Consider the following 16,964-nt stretch of genomic DNA (forward strand, 5'->3'; position numbering starts at 1 on the left):
GGGTGAATTTTCCGGGGACGCCTACCGTAGGTGGTGGCGGGTGCCTAGACTTGCCCCAGAGGTGAGGAGGAAACGTGGAGCTCTCCGAAGAAGAACTGCGAATGCTCGAGCAGATGGAGCGCGCCCTCGTCGAAGAGGACCCCAAGCTCGCCTCGACCTTGCGCGGCACCTCCTTCCAACGAGCGGCACGCCGCCGGATGATCCTCGGCGGGGCGATCCTCGTCGTCGGCATCGGCCTCCTCATCGTCGCGGTCCTGCTCGACCTGACCGCCGTCCTCCAGACGATCACCGGCGTCCTCGGCTTCGTGGTGATGCTCGCCGGCGCCATCCTGGCCCTCACCTCCGCGCGCAGTCCCGGTCGCGCGACGCCCAAGGTTCGCGCCTCGGGCCGCACCGGGTTCGGCGTCGTCGACGGCGGTCGCCCGCACCGCCCCAGCCGCCAGCGCTCCGGGGGCCACTTCATGGAGCGCATGGAGGAGCGGTGGCGCCGTCGCCGCGAGCGCGGCCTCTGACCACCTGATCGCACCCCATCGCCCGGTCCTCGGACCGGGCGTTCGTGCGTCCGCAGGTGGGCGGCGCACCGCCGGGAATCGCCGTACGGGCGGTGGCTGAGCCACGTTCCGAGCGAGCCGAATGTGGGTGGCGCACCGCCCACGGGCGTGTCGCCGAGGAATCGCCGCACGGGCGGTGGTTGAGCCACGTTCCGGGCGAGCCGAATGTGGGTGGCGCACCGCCCACGGGCGTGTCGTCGGGGACTCGCCGCGTACGACGGCAGGCCGCTGGTCTGCTCAGCCGACCAGCTCGTCGACCGTCCGGGTCGACTCGTGGTCCGGGGTCGTGGTCGAGGCCCGGCCCGCGCGGGTGCGCGGGCGCCACGACCTGCGGCGTCCCACGACGGAGGTCGGCCACCACTCCGCGCGACGCGCCTCACGCGACGTCACCCCGGCGACGAGGGACTCCTCGACGAGGACGAGGTCGCCGGCGAGGTGGTCGGCGGTGAAGGTCTCGGGGTCGCGGGCGTAGCGGCTGCGCTCGAGAGCCGAGACGAGCCGGTCGAGGGCCTGAGCCGCCTCGGGGGCCTGGTCGCGACCGCGTCGCGGGCGGTCGGGTCGCGAGCCGTCGTGGACGGGCGTTGCCAGCAGGTGGCCGAGCCACTCGCCGGCGCGTCGGGGCGACCGGCCCACCGGCCAGGCATGGCCCAGGTCGATGGCGACGTCTCGGAGCTCGAGCCAGAGGTCCTCGACGTCCCCGTCGAGGCGGCGGCGGCGCCGCGCCGTACGGACCAGCCGGGGCGTGAGCAGCAGGAGACCCACCACCGCCAGGCCGAGCAGGCCGGCGACGATCGGGACCCAGGGGATCGACGAGGCGCTGCTGTCGTCGGAGGCCGCGTCGGCGGCGGCATCCGCGCCGCGCTCGGGCAGGTCCTCACTGGGGCGGGCGGCGCTCGGCGTGGGCGTCTCGGTGACCTCGGCGAACTGCGCCTCGGTGTAGTCCGGCGGCTGGCTGGTGCGGGCCTGGGGGGTGGGCTCGAAGCGCACCCAGCCCGATCCCGGGAAGTAGAGCTCGGGCCAGGCGTGCAGGTCGCGCGAGGAGAACTCCCACGAGCCGTTGGTGGCGCGCTCGGGCTCGAGGAAGCCGACCGCCACCCGGCTCGGGATGCCGATGATGCGCGCCATGATCGCCATCGACGCCGCGAACTGCTCGCAGTAGCCGACCCGGTCGTTGAGGAACGCGAGGAGGTCCGCGCTGCCGTCGCCCGCTGACGGGACCTCGCTGAGGTCGTAGCGGAAGCCGCCGTCCTCGCGGAACCACTGCTGCAGCACCTGCGCCTTCTGGAAGCGGGTGGGTGCGTCCGCAGTGATGCTCGCCGCCAGCCGGCGGATCTCGTTGTTGAGCGTGCTCGGCACCTCGGTGAAGATCCCGGCCACCGATCCGGCACCGGACACCGCGGAGTTCATCCGGTCGGCGTCGTACTCGAGCTGGACACCCGTGTAGTCGTAGGTGCTGTCGGCCGTCGTGATGCCCTCGCGGGCGGCGATGACGTCGCGGGTGTCGAGGTCGTAGCGCCAGTCGTTGCCGGCCGCGATCCGCGTCGTCTGCGCCGCGGTGGGCAGCCACGTCGACGCGAAGTCCGGCCCGACGCGTACGTCGTACTTGAACTCGCGGCGCGGCACGTCGAGGGCCACGCCGTCGAGCGGGGGGAGCGCGCCGGTCGCGGCCTGCGACTCGGGGATCTCGCGATCCCCGGGAGTCCACTGCGAGCCGCTGAACCGGGAGAGGACCGAGATGCGGAGGTAGGTCGGCCTCGGTCCGAGCGTGGTGACCCACAGCAGCGGGATGTCCTCGCCGCGGCGCAGGTCACGGCGCAGGTCGACCATCGGGTCCTGCACCTCGACCTCGCGGGTGCCGGGTCCGTTGCCCTCGAAGACGCTCATGCTCATCGTCGGCACGGCGACGGGCACGACGACCGCGAGCGCGATGGCGGTCGCGCCGAGCGCCAGCGCCGTGTTGCCGATCGCGCCGGTGCGGACCGAGAAGGAGCCCTTCTCGCCGTCGGGCGCGCGGCCCCAGCTGGTGACGTGGTCGCTGTGCTGGATGAAGACCAGGGTGAGAAACAGGCCGGCGATCACGGCGAAGAGCCACCACGACACCGCGTCTCCGGTGACCGCGACCGGCAGGGTGTAGGCGGCGAGCAGCACGAGGCCGGCGACCGGGGCCCGCCGCATGGTGCAGGCGATCAGGTCGACCAGCAGCACGACGAGCGTGCCACCGATGAGGAGCAACGGGTGCACCGGCGGGACGCCGGACTGCACGGGCGCGGCGTAGCTGCGCGACGTCTCGAGCGCGTCTGACAGCGCGGCCATGAAGGTGTCGACGTTGCTCGGGGTCGGGATGGGTGACCCGGTGGTGGTGCCGAGCACGAGGAGGCCGCCGAGCACGAGCTGGCCGGCGACGATCGCGAGTCCCGGGAGCCGGCTCCAACGAGCCAGGGCGCCCGCACCGGCCAGGACGACCCCGATGAGGAGCAGCGGGATCGCGACCTCGCCGAAGTCCTCGGTCAGGACGCGCCACGAGAGCACGGTCGTCCAGGAGGCCAGGAGTGCGATGCCGGCGATGCGCAGCTGGTGGGGGAGCGTGCTCCACGAGGCCCTCATCGACCGACTCCTGACGGTGATGCCGTGGCCCGGCTCTGCATCAGGCCGAGCTCCTGCCAGGCGGTGTCGAGGCGGTCACGCGGGCCGAGGCTGATCGAGCGCCACCCGGTCGAGGTGAGGTGGGCGGCCGCGGCGGGGCCGGGCTGGACGGGCAGGTGCGGAGCCCACGCGTCCACGTCGAGCGCGATCGCCAGGCTCGACGAGGCGTGGTGCTGCAGGCGGCGGAGGAACGGCAGGTCGGGGTCGCCCAGTCCGCCGAAGACCCCGATGGTGAGACCGCCGTGCCCGGGCTCGGCCAGCCACTGGGTGTCGGGCGCGGGGGAGTGGTCGAGCTGCACGACGGCGAGCGCCTCGAGGAGCGGGATGGTGCTGGCCTCTGCGCTGTGGGAGTGCCACTCGGTCTCGCGGCTGTCGCCCGACGCGGTGACCAGGCGGACGGTGTAGCCGTGGTGGGCGAGGTGGATGGCGATCGACGCGGCCGCGGACACGGCGCCCTCGAGCGAGCTGGCCGCTCCCTGTCCGCGATGGGCGATGCCGCGGTTGTCGAGGAACACGGTCGCGCGCGACTGCCACGGCTGCTCCTCGCGGCGCACCATCAGCTCACCCACGCGGGCCGAGCTGCGCCAGTGGACGCGCCGCAGGTCATCGCCGCGCCGGTACTCCCGGACCGTGACGTCCTCCGCGCTGCCGGTGGCGAAGGCCCGGGGACGGTTGTCGCCCGACCCGGTCCAGGCGCCACCGAGCGGGATGCTGGGCAGGGGCGTCGTGCGCGGTGTGACGGTGAGCCGCGCCGTGGCGTGGAACGTCCGGCCGAGCTCGACGAAGCCGAACGGGTCGGTCACCCGCACCGACATCGGACCGATCTCGAACTGTCCGCGCAGCTCCGAGCGCACCTGGTACGTCGCGTGCCGGCGCCAGCCGTGCCCGAGACCCTCGAGGACGAAGCGCGGGCGGGTGCCGAGGACGTAGGGCAGTCGTTCCTCCAGCAGCAGCACGCCCGTGGGCGTGCGCGACTCGTTGGAGACGGTGAGCTCGACGGTCGCGGACTGCCCGGCGACGACGAGCTGGGGCGTGACCGTGCGGACCAGCGACAGGCGGTAGCGAGACCGGCCGACCCACCAGGCGGTGAGCAGCGGCAGCACCGCGACCAGCACGCCGATGCGTACGACCGAGGAGTGTCCGACCACGATCGCGGCCACGACGGTGGTGATGCCAGCCGCGAGGAACGCCCGTCCGCGGACGGTCAGAGCAGCGAGTGCCTCACGCACGGCTGCCGCGTGGGACCGAGGTCGAGTCGGACGCCGAGGGGACGGGCACGGACTCGACGATCGCGGACAGGATCGCGGCGGTGGTGCGGCCGCTCATCGTCGCCTCGACGTTGGGGAGCAGTCGGTGGGCGAGGACCGGGGACGTGATGCCGTGGATGTCGTCGGGGAGGACGTAGTCGCGTCCCTGCGTGGCGGCGACTGCCTTGGCTGCCCGCACCAGGTGGAGCGTCGCGCGCGGTGACGCGCCGAGGTGCAGGTCGTTGCTGACGCGGGTCGCGGTGGTGAGGGCCACGGCGTAGCGGTGCACCGCGGTGGACACGTGGACCCGGCCGACGATCTCGATCACCTTGCGGATCTCCCCGGCGTCGGTGACCGGCTCGAGGTCGTCGAGCGGGTTGTGGGCGGTGTGCCCCTCGAGCATCGCGATCTCCGCGGCCTCCACGGGGTAGCCGACCGAGACGCGCGCCATGAAGCGGTCGCGCTGCGCCTCCGGCAGGGCGTACGTGCCCTCCATCTCGATGGGGTTCTGCGTTGCGATCACCATGAACGGCTTCTCGAGCATGTAGGTCGCGTTGTCGACGGTGACCTGGCGCTCCTCCATGGCCTCGAGCAGGGCTGACTGGGTCTTGGGGGAGGCCCGGTTGATCTCGTCGCCGACCACGATGTTGGCGAACACACCGCCGGGCCGGAACTCGAACTGGCGGGTGTCCTGGTTGAAGATCGAGACGCCGGTGACGTCGGAGGGCAGCAGGTCCGGGGTGAACTGGATGCGCGCCACCGAGCAGTCGATGCTGCGGGCCAGCGCCTTGCTGAGCTGGGTCTTGCCGACGCCGGGCACGTCCTCGATGAGGAGGTGACCTTCGGCGAGGAGGACGACCAGGGCGGCGTTGACGACGTCGGGCTTGCCCGCGATGACGCGCTCGATGTTCTGGCGCACGGCGCCGGTGACCCGCCGAACGGTGTCCAGGTCGGGCGCCTGCTCGGAAAACCCAGTCGTCACGTTGTCCGTCCCCTCGTACGTGCTCGTCCCCACGGTATGTGGTGCGCGCAACATACCCGTCCGGCCCCACCCACGCGGCTCCTCGTCGCGGGCGTCACCCACCCGGGCTACCCAGGTTCCCCCACTTCGCCCCACCACTGGCGGCCCGATCTCCCCACCGGCGCTCCACCTGGCCCGCCGGCGACCCCTCCTGAGCGTGGATCGGCGCTCCTCCACGCCTGATCGAGTGCTGGAGCGGTTCGCGCCGACCGCGCCGGCAAGCCCACGAAAGCCCGAAATTCGTGCGTGAAACACGCGTGATCTGGTTGACGGTGGAGCGAAGTGGAGTACTGTGGTGCGAAGTGGGGGACAGGGTCGATCTGCCCGCCGAGCAGGGGAGGTACCGGATGTTCTTCGGCACCTACACGCCCAAGCTCGACGAGAAGGGCCGGCTCTTCCTCCCGGCGAAGTTCAGGGACGAGCTGACGGAGGGACTCGTGGTGACCAGAGGTCAGGAGCGCTGCCTCACCGTCTGGTCCCTGGCCGACTTCGAGAAGCTCACCGACCGGCTCCGCGAGGCGCCGGTCACGCAGAAGAACACCCGTGACTACGTCCGCATGCTGTTCGCCGCCGCCAGCCAGGAGGTGCCGGACAAGCAGGGACGCATCAACATCCCGGCACCGCTGCGGGAGTACGCCTCGCTCCGCAAGGAGTGCGTCGTCATCGGGTCGATGAACCGGATCGAGATCTGGGACCCGACCTCGTGGGCGACCTACTCCGAGGAGCAGGAGCAGAAGTTCTCCGAGCTCAGCGACGAGGTCTTCCCCGGCATCTGAGCCAGCACCGCCCGACAACTCCACAGCTGACATCGCGACCCGTATCACCAGGTCTCGAGCCCGCTCCTCGCGTGGCCATCTGGGGCACTTCCCCGGCACCAGAGGGCACCCACCCCGAGAGGGGAAGAGGAGCGGGCAGGGACCTGGTGCGGCGGCTCGCCCCGTGCCACACGACGGGGAGTGTCAGCCGCACCGCCAACCAGCAGCACCAGCCAGCACATCCGCAGCACACCAGTGGGGTCGAGACCATGAGCACCACCCAGCCCGTGGGACGCACGGCAGCGGCACCGCCGCTGCGGGTGCGCGACCAGGCGCGCGAGGCGGCCGCCCTGATCGCGTTCTCGGCCGCCACGGCCTGCGGCCTGGCGCTGGCCCTGCTCCTGCTGACCCACCTGGGCTCCCAGGGCTGAGCAGATGACGACTCCCCGCCACGCCCCGGTGCTCCTCGACCGGGTCGTCGCCCTGCTGGCGCCTGCGCTCGAGGCCCCCGGCTCGGTCTACGTCGACTGCACGCTCGGCCTCGGTGGCCACAGCGAGGCCGTCCTCGAGCGCCTCCCGAACGCCCGGGTCATCGGCATCGACCGCGACCCGGCCGCCCTGCAGATGTCGAGCGAGCGGCTCGCGGCGCACGGTGACCGCTTCACCGCCGTGCACGCGGTGTACGACGAGCTTCCCGAGGTGGTCGGCTCGCTCGGCCTCGACCACGTCGACGCCGTCTTCTTCGACCTCGGCGTCTCCTCCATGCAGCTCGACGTCCGCGAGCGCGGCTTCGCCTACTCCGAGGACGCACCGCTCGACATGCGGATGGACCCGACGACCGGACGGACCGCGGCCGAGCTGCTCAACACCGCCACGGCCCAGGAGCTGACCCGCATCCTGCGGGAGTACGGCGAGGAGAAGTTCGCCAGCAGGATCGCCCGCGAGGTGGTCCGCCGACGCGAGACGACGCCGTTCACCACCAGCGCCGACCTCGTCGAGCTGCTCTACGCATCGATCCCCGCCCCGGCGCGGCGTACCGGTGGCCACCCCGCCAAGCGCACCTTCCAGGCGCTGCGGATGGCCGTCAACGACGAGCTCGCCGTCCTGCGCCGCGCGATCCCCGCCTCCATCGAGGTCATCGGCGTCGGTGGTCGCGTGGTCGTCGAGGCCTACCACTCGCTCGAGGACCGCCTGGTCAAGCGGGCCTTCGCCGACGCCACCCGGCTCGACGTGCCGCCGGACCTGCCGTTCGTCCCCGAGGGTGCCGAGCCTGCCCTGCGGCTCGTCACCCGCGGCGCCGAGCAGGCCGACGAGCACGAGATCGCCGAGAACCCCCGAGCAGCATCCGTCCGCCTGCGCGCCGTCGAGCGCGTCCTCCCGTCCTCTCCCTCTTCCCCAGGAGTCGCCCGATGAGCAGTCCCGCCCTGCAGCCCAGGACCCGCGTCACGCGGATCGCCCAGGAGGCGGTCGACAAGGCCCGTCTCACCGTGGTGCCGCGCGTGCGGTCCCGCGCGCCGCGGGTGCCGTTCATGACGCTGGTGAGCCTGGTCCTGGTCGGCGGCATCGTGGGACTGCTCCTCTTCAACACCTCCATGCAGCAGGCGTCGTTCACGGCGTCCGCCCTCGAGTCGGAGGCCGACACCCTCGCCGCGCGCGAGCAGACGCTGCGGATGGAGCTCGACGAGCTCCGCAACCCGCAGCGCGTCGCGACCGAGGCGCAGACGATGGGCATGGTCATCCCGTCGGCGCCGGTGTTCCTCGACCTCGAGACCGGCAAGACCACCGGCGTCCGGACGCCGGCCACCCGGGAGAACGCCATCCAGCTGCAGCCGCCGGCGCCGATCAAGCCGGCGATCCTCGCGCCCGAGCCGACGTACGTCGAGGTGCCCGCCGCTCCCACTGTCGAGGAGCAGGCCACGACGGACCCCGGGGTGGCGAACGCCAAGCCCCGCAAGAACCGCAACCGCTGACGGCGCGGTCACGCCGTTCGACGGCACCGCACACCTAGATTGTCGAGCAGGTCGGATCCGGCAGGGAGCCGACGGGAAATGAGGAGACCAGTGCCGAGCACCCGCACCAGGCGCGGCGCCTCGCGCGGCGCGCCGATGCTGCGACTGCGCATCGGGTTCGTCCTCATCGCGATCGTCCTCTCCTTCTTCGGTGCGAGGCTCGTCCAGCTCCAGGGCGTCGACCCGCGCTCGTACGCCGTCCGCGCGGCCGCCGAGGGTGCGGTGCGGCTGCCGCTGGTGGCGGAGCGCGGCGACATCCTCGACCGCAACGGCGTACCCCTGGCCGACTCGGTCAAGGGAAAGATGGTCATCGCCGACCCCGACCTCACCGCCGACCGGGCACCCGAGCTCGCGCGCCTGCTCTCGGACCGGCTCTCCGTCGACTACTTCCGGACCCTCACGGCCCTGCGCGGGCGCAAGGAGGGCAGCCGCTACGAGTACGTCGCCCGACGGGTGCCGAGCACCCTCGCCGGCGACACGCTCGCCGAGCTCGACGACGCCGGGTTCACCGGCATCAGCCTCCAGGACGACCCGATCCGCTCCTACCCCTCCGGCGACGTGGCCGCCAACCTGCTCGGCTACATGGGCACCGACGAGCCCCTCGGCGGCTTCGAGCGCACCTTCGACAAGCAGCTGGCCGGCGTCGACGGCGAGGCGACGTGGCAGTCCAACTCCGGCAAGGGCGTGCGGATCCCGCTGCGCGAGAGCACGCTCAAGGCCGCGCACAACGGTGCGCCGCTGCGCACCACCATCGACCGCGACCTCCAGTGGTTCACCCAGAAGGTGCTCGCGCAGTCGGTGCGCCAGTACCGCGCGGAGAGCGGTGCCGCGGTCGTCATGGACACCCGCACCGGAGAGATCCTCGCGCTCGCCGACGTGCCGACCTTCGACGCCAACGCGCCGACCGAGGCCGACGAGGACGACCTCGGGTCCCGCGCCCTGAGCGACACCTACGAGCCCGGCTCGGTGGAGAAGGTGCTCACTGCTTCCTCGCTCATCGACGCCGGCAAGGCGTTCCCGCGCCAGCGCTTCAAGGTGCCGCCCAGCCTCGCCCGGCAGGACCGGGTGATCGGTGACTGGTTCGACCACGGCAACATCCGGCTCACGCTCGCGGGGATCATCGCGAAGTCCTCCAACATCGGCACCGTGCTCGCCGCTGACGCGTTCTCCCCGGTCGAGCTGGTGGCCTACCTGCAGAAGTTCGGTCTCGGCCAGCGGACCAACGTCGGTGTGCGCGGCGAGACCCCCGGCATCCTCACGCCGGGCGAGGCGATGACCTCGCAGACCAAGGACCGCGTCGCCTTCGGCCAGTCACTCTCGGTCAACGTCGCCCAGATGGCTGCGGCCGTCAACACGGTCGCCAACGGCGGCGTGCGGGTCTCGCCGAGCCTGATCGCCGGCTCCGCGGTCACCGACGACGGAGTCACCGTCGGCACCGACGTGGCCACCCGCACCCGGGTCGTCAGCAAGCAGGCCGCGCGCGCGACCGCCCGCATGATGGAGAAGGTCGTCGACCCCGAGGACGGTGTCGCGCCCGCGGCGCAGGTGCCCGGCTACCTCGTGGCCGGCAAGACCGGCACCGCCCAGCGGGTCGCCAGCGACGGCACCGGCTACGACGGCAGCACCTCGGTGTCCTTCGCCGGCTTCGCGCCGGCCGACGACGCCCGCTTCACGGTCTACGTCGTGGTCCACGCCCCCAAGGTCGACGGGGGCGGCGGCTCGATCGCGGGCCCGGTGTTCTCCCGGATCATGGGCTACGTCCTGGGCCGCTACGGCGTCGAGCCGACCAACGGCACGCCGTCGCGCCTGCCCGTCGAGTGGTGACTCGATACCCTCGGCCGGTGCACGAGCCCGAGAGTGCGACGCGTCCGCAGCAGTCCCCGTCGACCCCTGCGACCGAGCTCGCCGACTGGCTCTCGGCCACGACGGACGTCGCCGTGCACGGTGACCTGGCCGTCGCCGTCTCCGGCATCTCGCTGAGCACCGCACGGGTGCGACCCGGCGACCTGTACGCCGCGCTCCCGGGCGCGCGCGCCCACGGCGCGGACTTCGCCGCGCAGGCCGTCGCGGCCGGCGCCGTCGTGGTGCTGACCGACTCCGCGGGCCTGGACCGGCTCCCGCCGGGCACGCCGGCCCTCGTGGTGACCGAGCCGCGCCGCGTGCTCGGGCGCCTTGCCGCGCGGATCTACGGCGACCCCGCGGCCGGCCTGCGCGTCATCGGAGTGACCGGCACCCAGGGCAAGACCACCACCACCCGCGTGCTCGAGCAGGGGCTCACCGAGGCCGGCGTGACCTCGGCGGCCATCGGCACCGTCGGCACCCGGATCGCGGGGGAGGACGTCAAGACCCAGCTCACGACGCCGGAGGCGCCGGACCTGCACGGCCTCTTCGCGGTCATGCGCGAGCGCGGCGTCGACACCTGCGCCATGGAGGTCTCCAGCCACGCTCTCGTGCTCGGTCGGGTCGACGGCGTCGTCTTCGACGTCGCGACCTTCCTCAACCTCGGTCGCGACCACCTCGACTTCCACGCCGACCTCGACGACTACTTCGCCGCCAAGGCCGGTCTCTTCACCCCCGAGCGGGCCCGGGTCGGGCTGACCAACGTCGACGACGAGTTCGGCCGTCGCCTCCTCGACGTCGCCGGCATCCCGATGTCGACGTACTCCTCCCGCGGTGCCGACGCCGACTGGCGGGCGGTCGACGTCGACCTCACGGCCGGGGGCGCGAGCTTCACGGTCCTCGGCCCCGACGTCGAGCTCCGCACGGAGATCCACGTGCCGGGCGAGTTCAACGTCTCCAACGCGCTGGCCGCCATCGCCTCGGCGGCGCTCGCCGGGCTCGACCCGCGACAGGTGGCCGACGGCATCGCCCGCGTCGGCGGGGTACCGGGGCGGCTCGAGCAGGTCTCCGCCGGCCAGGACTTCACCGTGGTCGTCGACTACGCCCACAAGCCCGACGCCCTCGAGGCGGTCCTCGCCACCCTGCGACCGCTGACCGACGGCCAGGTCGTCGTCGTGGTGGGCGCCGGCGGTGACCGCGACACCGTGAAGCGTCCGGTGATGGGGGAGATCGCCGCGCGGCTCGCCGACGTGGTGGTGGTCACCGACGACAACCCCCGCACGGAGGACCCCGCGTCGATCCGCGCCGCCGTCCTGGCCGGCGCCCGCGGCCACGCCGAGGTGGTCGAGGTGGGCGACCGTCGGCTCGCGATCCGTGAGGCCGTACGCCGTGCGCGTCCCGGCGACGTGCTGCTGATCGCCGGCAAGGGCCACGAGACCGGCCAGGAGGTCGGCGACGTGGTGCACCCGTTCGACGACCGCGTGGTCGCTGCCGAGGAGGTCCGGGCGCTCGCGGCCGGCCGCGACGGCGCCGACGTGCCCGGGAGCGACGCATGATCGAGATGACCCTGGACCAGATCGCCGACGTGGTCGGCGGCACCGCCCACGGCGAGGCGGTCGTCGTCGGCGGCGCGTTCGTCGACACCCGCACCCCGGAGGACGGCGGTCTCTTCGTGGCCGTGGCCGGCGAGCGGGTCGACGGCCACGACCTGGCCGAGGCCGCCGGTGACGCCGGTGCCGTGGCGGTGCTCGGCAGCCGGCCCACCGAGCTGCCCACCGTCGTGGTGGACGACGTGACCGCGGCGCTCGGGCTGCTGGCGCGCCACGTCGTGGACCAGCTGCCCGAGGTCGTCGTCCTCGCGATGACCGGCTCCCAGGGCAAGACCGGCACCAAGGACTACCTCGCCCACCTGCTGTCCGAGGCCGGGCCCACCGTCGCGACCCGCGGCAACTTCAACAACGAGCTGGGCGTGCCTCTGACCGTGCTCCGGGCGACCCCCGACACCCGCTACCTCGTCGTCGAGATGGGGGCCCGCGGCGTCGGACACGTCGCCGAGCTGTGCGCCATCGCGCCGCCCCATGTGGCCGCCGTGCTCAACGTCGGGACCGCCCACATCGGGGAGTTCGGAAGCCGCGAGGCGATCGCGCAGGCCAAGGGCGAGATCGTCGAGGCGCTGCCCGCCGACGGCACCGCCGTGCTCAACGCTGACGACGACCTCGTGGCCGCGATGGCCGGGCGCACCGCGGCGCAGGTCGTCACGTTCGGCGGCCCCACGGACGGCGCGGCCCCAGACGTCGCCGTCAGCGAGGTCACGACCGATGAGCTCGGCCGACAGTCGTTCGAGCTGGCCCACCGCGGCTCCGGCGCCACCGTCCACCTCGCCCAGGTCGGCGCCTACCAGTGGCGCAACGCCGCCGCGGCCGCCTCGATGGCCCTCGCTGCGGGCCTCGACCTCGACACCGTCGCCGACTCGCTCGCCGACGCCGTCCCGGCCAGCCGCTGGCGGATGGAGCTGGCCGAGCGGCCCGACGGGCTCGTCGTCATCAACGACGCCTACAACGCCAACCCCGAGTCGATGCGGGCGGCGCTCGAGACCCTTGCCGGGATCGGCGACCGCACCGGTCGGCGTACGGTCGCCGTGCTGGGCCAGATGCTCGAGCTCGGCGACGGAGCCGCCGCGGCCCACCGGGAGGTGGGGGACTACGCAGCCCGGGCCGGGGTCGACGTGCTGCTCTCCGTGGGCGACGACGCAGCGGGGATCTCACGGGGTTTCGACGCCGTCGGAGGCGGGGGAGTGACCATCACCACGGCGGGGCGTGACGAAGCGGTCGACTGGCTGCGGCACAATGTCTCGGCTGCTGATGTCGTCCTGGTGAAGGCATCGCGGGGGGCGGCGCTGGAACTGATCGCCGACGACCTCCTGACCGGGAGCGGCAAGGAAGGAACCACCACATGAGAGCCATCCTGTTCGGAGGAGGACTCTCCCTGCTGATCTCCCTGCTCGGCACGCGCTACGCGATCCGGTTCTTCACGCGGCAGGGATTCGGGCAGCCGATCCGCGACGACGGCCCGACCACCCACCACGTCAAGCGAGGTACGCCGACCATGGGCGGCGCGGTCGTCGTGCTGGCCACCGTCGTCGGCTACTTCGCGGCCAAGCTGATCACCGGTCAGGCGCCCACCGCCTCGGCGCTGCTGCTGATCTTCCTGCTGGTGGGGCTCGGCGTCGTCGGCTTCCTCGACGACTTCCTCAAGGTCAGCCGACAGCACAGCACCGGCCTGCGCAGCCGCGCGAAGATGATCGGCCAGACGGTCGTCGCACTCGTGTTCGGAGTGCTCGCCCTCTCGCCGGTGCTCGAGGACGAGCGCGGCTGGCGTCCTGCGTCGGACCACATCTCCTTCATCCGCGACTACGAGCGGTTCGCGCTCCCGGCCGTGCTGGCCCTGTTCCTCATCTGGTTCATCGTCACCGGCTTCAGCAACGCGGTGAACCTGGCCGACGGTCTCGACGGCCTCGCGACCGGATCGTGCATCCTCATCTTCGCGGCCTACACGCTGGTCAACATCTGGCAGAACAGCCAGTCCTGCGCCCTCGAGGCGGGCGCGAAGTGCTACGAGGTGCGTGACCCGCTGGACCTCGCCGTCGTCGCCGCCGCCCTCACCGGCGCCTGCTTCGGGTTCCTCTGGTGGAACGCCTCGCCGGCGCAGATCATCCTGGGCGACACCGGCTCGCTGTCGCTGGGCGGCGCGATGGCCGGCTTCGCGATCATGACCCGCACCGAGCTGCTGCTGCTGGTCATCGGCGGGCTGTTCGTCGTCATCACGCTGTCGGTGATGATCCAGGTGTCGGTCTTCAAGGTCAGCCGGGCGAGCGGGCTGTTCCGGAGCATCTTCAAGGTCCAGGCCGGCCACCGGGTCTTCCGGATGACGCCCCTGCACCACCACTTCGAGATGCTCGGCTGGGAGCAGGTGACCATCGTCATCCGCTTCTGGATCGTCACCGGGCTCGCCGTGGCCACCGGTCTCGGCATCTTCTACGCCGAGTGGGTCGCCGGCGTTGGGTGAGCAGGCTCCCGGCGGGGTGGACGTCGACGACCTCGGCCGCGCCAGCGACTGGTCCGGCGTACGCGTCGTGGTCGCCGGGTTCGGCGTCTCCGGCTTCGCCGCCGCCGACAACCTCCTCTTCCTCGGCGCGCAGGTGACGGCGCTTGACGAGTCCACCAGCGACGAGAAGGCCGAGAAGGCCGAGCTGCTGGAGACGCTCGGCGCGACCGTCCGGCTCGAGCCGGGTGCGACCGCCGTGCTGCCCGACGACGTCGACCTGGTGGTCACCTCACCGGGCTGGAAGCCGACCGCGCCCCTGCTCGCCCAGGCCACCGAGCGCGGGATCCCCGTGTGGGGCGAGGTCGAGCTGGCGTGGCGCCTGCGCGACCCCGACGCTCCCGCCCCGTGGCTGGCCGTCACCGGCACCAACGGCAAGACCACGACGGTGCAGATGCTCCAGTCCATCCTCACCGCCGCCGGGCTCCGTGCCGTCGCGGTGGGCAACGTGGGCCTGCCGATCGTCGAGGCCGTGATGGACCCCGAGCCCTACGACGTCCTCGCCGTCGAGCTCTCCAGCTTCCAGCTCCACTACACCCGCTCGATGGCCGCGGAGTCGGCCGTCGTGCTCAACATCGCCGAGGACCACCTCGACTGGTACGACGACGAGCCGGGCGTGGGCACCGACCCGGGCGCCCGGACGGGCATGGAGGTCTACGCCGCCGACAAGGCACGCGTCTACGCCGGTGTGCAGCGTGCCTGCGTCTACAACCTCGCCGACGCTGCCACCGAGGACATGGTCCGCGAGGCCGACGTCGGCGAGGGCGCGCGTGCCGTGGGCTTCACCCTCGGCATGCCGTCCGCCGGCAACCTCGGTGTCGTGGAGGACCTCCTCGTCGACCGGGCGTTCATCGAGGAGCGCGCGACCAGCGCCGCCGAGCTCTGCACGCTGGGTGACCTCGCCTCGCCCGCCCCGCACTTCGTCGCCAACGCCCTGGCCGCCGCCGCGCTCGCGCGAGCCCACGGCGTCAGTCAGCAGGCGGTGCGCGACGGGCTGCGCGCGTTCCGCCCCGACGGCCACCGGATCGCCCACGTCGCGGAGGCCGACGGCGTGACCTGGATCGACGACTCCAAGGCCACCAACCCGCACGCCGCCCAGTCGTCCCTCTCCGCCTACGAGGACGTCGTGTGGATCGCAGGCGGCCTCGCCAAGGGCGCCCGGTTCGACGACCTGGTGGCCGCGGTGGGCGGCCGGCTGCGTGGTGTCGTCCTGCTCGGCCGGGACCGCCAGGTGGTGGCCGACGCACTTTCGCGACACGCGCCCGATGTGCCGGTCATCGATGTGGGCGCGGACGAGACTGGGGATCCGATGGAGCGCGTGGTCGACGCGGCTGCCGGGCTCGCCAGGTCCGGTGACACGGTGTTGCTCGCGCCGGGGTGCGCCTCCATGGACATGTTCGCCAACTACGGCGCCCGCGGGGACGCGTTCGCGGCCGCCGTGCACCGCAGGATCGACCGCACCGACTAGCCACCAGCCGCCACCAGAGGGGAGCGCGAGCAGTGACCACCGCGAACCCCGAGGACGTCCCGGGCGACTCCTCCGGCGGCCGCGCGCCCCTGGGCTCCGGCGTCGTCGCGGCGTGGCACGCGGTGCGCGACACCGTCTCCGGCGCGTGGCGCGGGCTGCGCGAGGCGGCCGACAAGCCGCTCGCGTCCTACTACCTGCTCCTCGGCGCGTCCGCGCTGCTGCTCACCATCGGCCTGATCATGGTGCTCAGCGCGTCCAGCGTCCGGTCCTACCTCACCTACGACGACTCCTACGCGGTCGTGAAGCGGCAGCTGCTCTGGGTGGCGATCGGCCTGCCGGCCGCGTGGGTGGCGTCCCGGATGCCGATCAAGCACGTGCGTCGGCTGGCCTATCCCGGCTTCGTCTTCGCGCTGGTCCTGCTCGCGCTCGTGGCCCGCTTCGGCGTGCTGATCAACGGCAACAAGAACTGGCTCGCCGTCGGTCCGTTCACCATGCAGCCTGCCGAGGTCGCCAAGCTCGCCATCGTGCTCTGGGCGGCCAACATCTACGCCCACAAGGAGCGCCGCCTCGGAGAGCTGCACCACCTGCTGGTGCCCGTCGTGCCGGGCCTGCTCGCGGTCATCGCTCTCGTGCTCGTCGGCCGTGACCTCGGCACCGCGATGGTGCTCGGCGTGATCATGCTGGGGATGCTCTGGGTCGTCGGTGCGCCGATGCGTCTCTTCGCCCTCAGCATCTCCGTGCTCGGGGCCGCGGCCGCCGCCCTGGCCGCGATGGACCCCGAGCGGCTCCAGCGCATCACCCACTTCACCGACCCGTTCAAGGACTACACCGACACGGGCTGGCAGCCCGCCCACGGCCTCTACGCGCTCTCGAGCGGCGGCTGGTTCGGCCAGGGCATCGGGGCCTCGACCCAGAAGTGGGGCGACCTCCCGGAGGCCCACACCGACTACATCTTCGCCGTGCTCGGCGAGGAGCTCGGCCTGATCGGCACGCTGCTCGTGGTCGGCCTGTTCTTCACGATCGCCTACGCCGCGATCCGGGTCGCGCTCAGCACCGAGGACCCGTTCGTCCGCTACGCGACGTTCGGCATCGTGGTCTGGCTGCTCGGCCAGATGATGATCAACGTCGGCATGGTGCTCGCCGTCCTGCCAGTCATCGGCATCCCGCTCCCGATCGTGTCCTACGGCGGGTCGGCCCTGCTGCCCTCGCTCGTGGCGCTCGGGCTCGTGATCGGCTTCGCGCGCCGCGAGCCGGAGGCCGCTGCCGCGCTCGCCGCTCGCCGCCGCAACCGCTCCGCCGGACTCTCCGCGGGTCCCGCTCGCTAGATTTG

14 protein-coding genes are annotated in these 16,964 nt (G+C 72.4%); 11 read left to right on the forward strand and 3 right to left on the reverse strand.

Going from position 1 to position 16,964, the window contains the following annotated elements:
* The first annotated feature begins 74 nt into the window (after window positions 1-74).
* Entirely contained in the window at window positions 75-512 is a 438-nt protein-coding gene (locus ACXJKB_RS03520; RefSeq protein ID WP_300045362.1) for a DUF3040 domain-containing protein, read from the forward strand.
* A gap of 276 nt (window positions 513-788) precedes the next feature.
* Here ACXJKB_RS03520 and ACXJKB_RS03525 read toward each other — a convergent pair whose 3' ends face one another.
* From ACXJKB_RS03525 to ACXJKB_RS03535, 3 genes are read right to left on the reverse strand one after another with little or no spacing between them, the layout of a single operon-like run.
* On the reverse strand, window positions 789-3,155 hold the full coding sequence (locus ACXJKB_RS03525) for a transglutaminase family protein (RefSeq protein ID WP_457185466.1): 2,367 nt from the start codon (window positions 3,153-3,155) through the stop codon (window positions 789-791).
* A complete protein-coding gene (locus ACXJKB_RS03530; RefSeq protein ID WP_457185468.1) occupies window positions 3,152-4,423 on the reverse strand; it encodes a DUF58 domain-containing protein in 1,272 nt (423 codons plus the stop codon). Before ACXJKB_RS03530 ends, ACXJKB_RS03525 begins: the two co-directional genes overlap by 4 nt.
* A complete protein-coding gene (locus ACXJKB_RS03535; protein WP_457185470.1) occupies window positions 4,416-5,423 on the reverse strand; it encodes an AAA family ATPase in 1,008 nt (335 codons plus the stop codon). The genes ACXJKB_RS03530 and ACXJKB_RS03535 overlap by 8 nt, the downstream gene beginning before the upstream one ends.
* A 386-nt stretch (window positions 5,424-5,809) precedes the next feature.
* On the opposite strand from ACXJKB_RS03535, the gene mraZ reads away from it, so the two are divergent.
* The 10 genes from mraZ to ftsW all read left to right on the forward strand — a co-directional run bounded on the left by mraZ (window position 5,810) and on the right by ftsW (window position 16,959).
* Window positions 5,810-6,238, forward strand: coding sequence for a division/cell wall cluster transcriptional repressor MraZ (gene mraZ, locus ACXJKB_RS03540; protein WP_457185622.1), 429 nt, complete (start codon window positions 5,810-5,812; stop codon window positions 6,236-6,238).
* Window positions 6,239-6,486: 248 nt separating this feature from the next.
* On the forward strand, window positions 6,487-6,648 hold the full coding sequence (locus ACXJKB_RS03545) for a hypothetical protein (RefSeq protein ID WP_268112445.1): 162 nt from the start codon (window positions 6,487-6,489) through the stop codon (window positions 6,646-6,648).
* A gap of 4 nt (window positions 6,649-6,652) precedes the next feature.
* Window positions 6,653-7,630, forward strand: a complete 978-nt coding sequence (rsmH, locus tag ACXJKB_RS03550) for a 16S rRNA (cytosine(1402)-N(4))-methyltransferase RsmH (protein ID WP_300045351.1) — start codon at window positions 6,653-6,655, stop codon at window positions 7,628-7,630.
* Window positions 7,627-8,187 carry a hypothetical protein gene (locus ACXJKB_RS03555; RefSeq protein ID WP_191196901.1) on the forward strand — a complete coding sequence of 187 codons (561 nt, stop codon included), beginning with the start codon at window positions 7,627-7,629 and terminating at the stop codon, window positions 8,185-8,187. The genes rsmH and ACXJKB_RS03555 overlap by 4 nt, the downstream gene beginning before the upstream one ends.
* Window positions 8,188-8,277: 90 nt before the next feature.
* The gene (locus tag ACXJKB_RS03560; RefSeq protein WP_457185473.1) at window positions 8,278-10,050 is read left to right on the forward strand and encodes a peptidoglycan D,D-transpeptidase FtsI family protein; all 1,773 of its coding nucleotides are present in this window, start codon (window positions 8,278-8,280) and stop codon (window positions 10,048-10,050) included.
* A 17-nt stretch (window positions 10,051-10,067) separates the two neighbouring features.
* On the forward strand, window positions 10,068-11,621 hold the full coding sequence (locus ACXJKB_RS03565) for a UDP-N-acetylmuramoyl-L-alanyl-D-glutamate--2,6-diaminopimelate ligase (RefSeq protein ID WP_457185475.1): 1,554 nt from the start codon (window positions 10,068-10,070) through the stop codon (window positions 11,619-11,621).
* The gene (locus tag ACXJKB_RS03570; protein ID WP_457185477.1) at window positions 11,618-13,021 is read left to right on the forward strand and encodes a UDP-N-acetylmuramoyl-tripeptide--D-alanyl-D-alanine ligase; all 1,404 of its coding nucleotides are present in this window, start codon (window positions 11,618-11,620) and stop codon (window positions 13,019-13,021) included. Before ACXJKB_RS03565 ends, ACXJKB_RS03570 begins: the two co-directional genes overlap by 4 nt.
* Complete coding sequence (mraY, locus tag ACXJKB_RS03575; RefSeq protein ID WP_457185479.1) at window positions 13,018-14,130, forward strand: phospho-N-acetylmuramoyl-pentapeptide-transferase; 1,113 nt, start codon at window positions 13,018-13,020, stop codon at window positions 14,128-14,130. Before ACXJKB_RS03570 ends, mraY begins: the two co-directional genes overlap by 4 nt.
* Entirely contained in the window at window positions 14,123-15,634 is a 1,512-nt protein-coding gene (murD, locus tag ACXJKB_RS03580) for a UDP-N-acetylmuramoyl-L-alanine--D-glutamate ligase (protein WP_457185481.1), read from the forward strand. Before mraY ends, murD begins: the two co-directional genes overlap by 8 nt.
* A gap of 32 nt (window positions 15,635-15,666) precedes the next feature.
* The gene (gene ftsW, locus ACXJKB_RS03585) at window positions 15,667-16,959 is read left to right on the forward strand and encodes a putative lipid II flippase FtsW (protein ID WP_457185483.1); all 1,293 of its coding nucleotides are present in this window, start codon (window positions 15,667-15,669) and stop codon (window positions 16,957-16,959) included.
* Window positions 16,960-16,964 lie beyond the last annotated feature (5 nt).

It is taken from the genome of Nocardioides sp. P5_E3, from assembly GCF_054049275.1.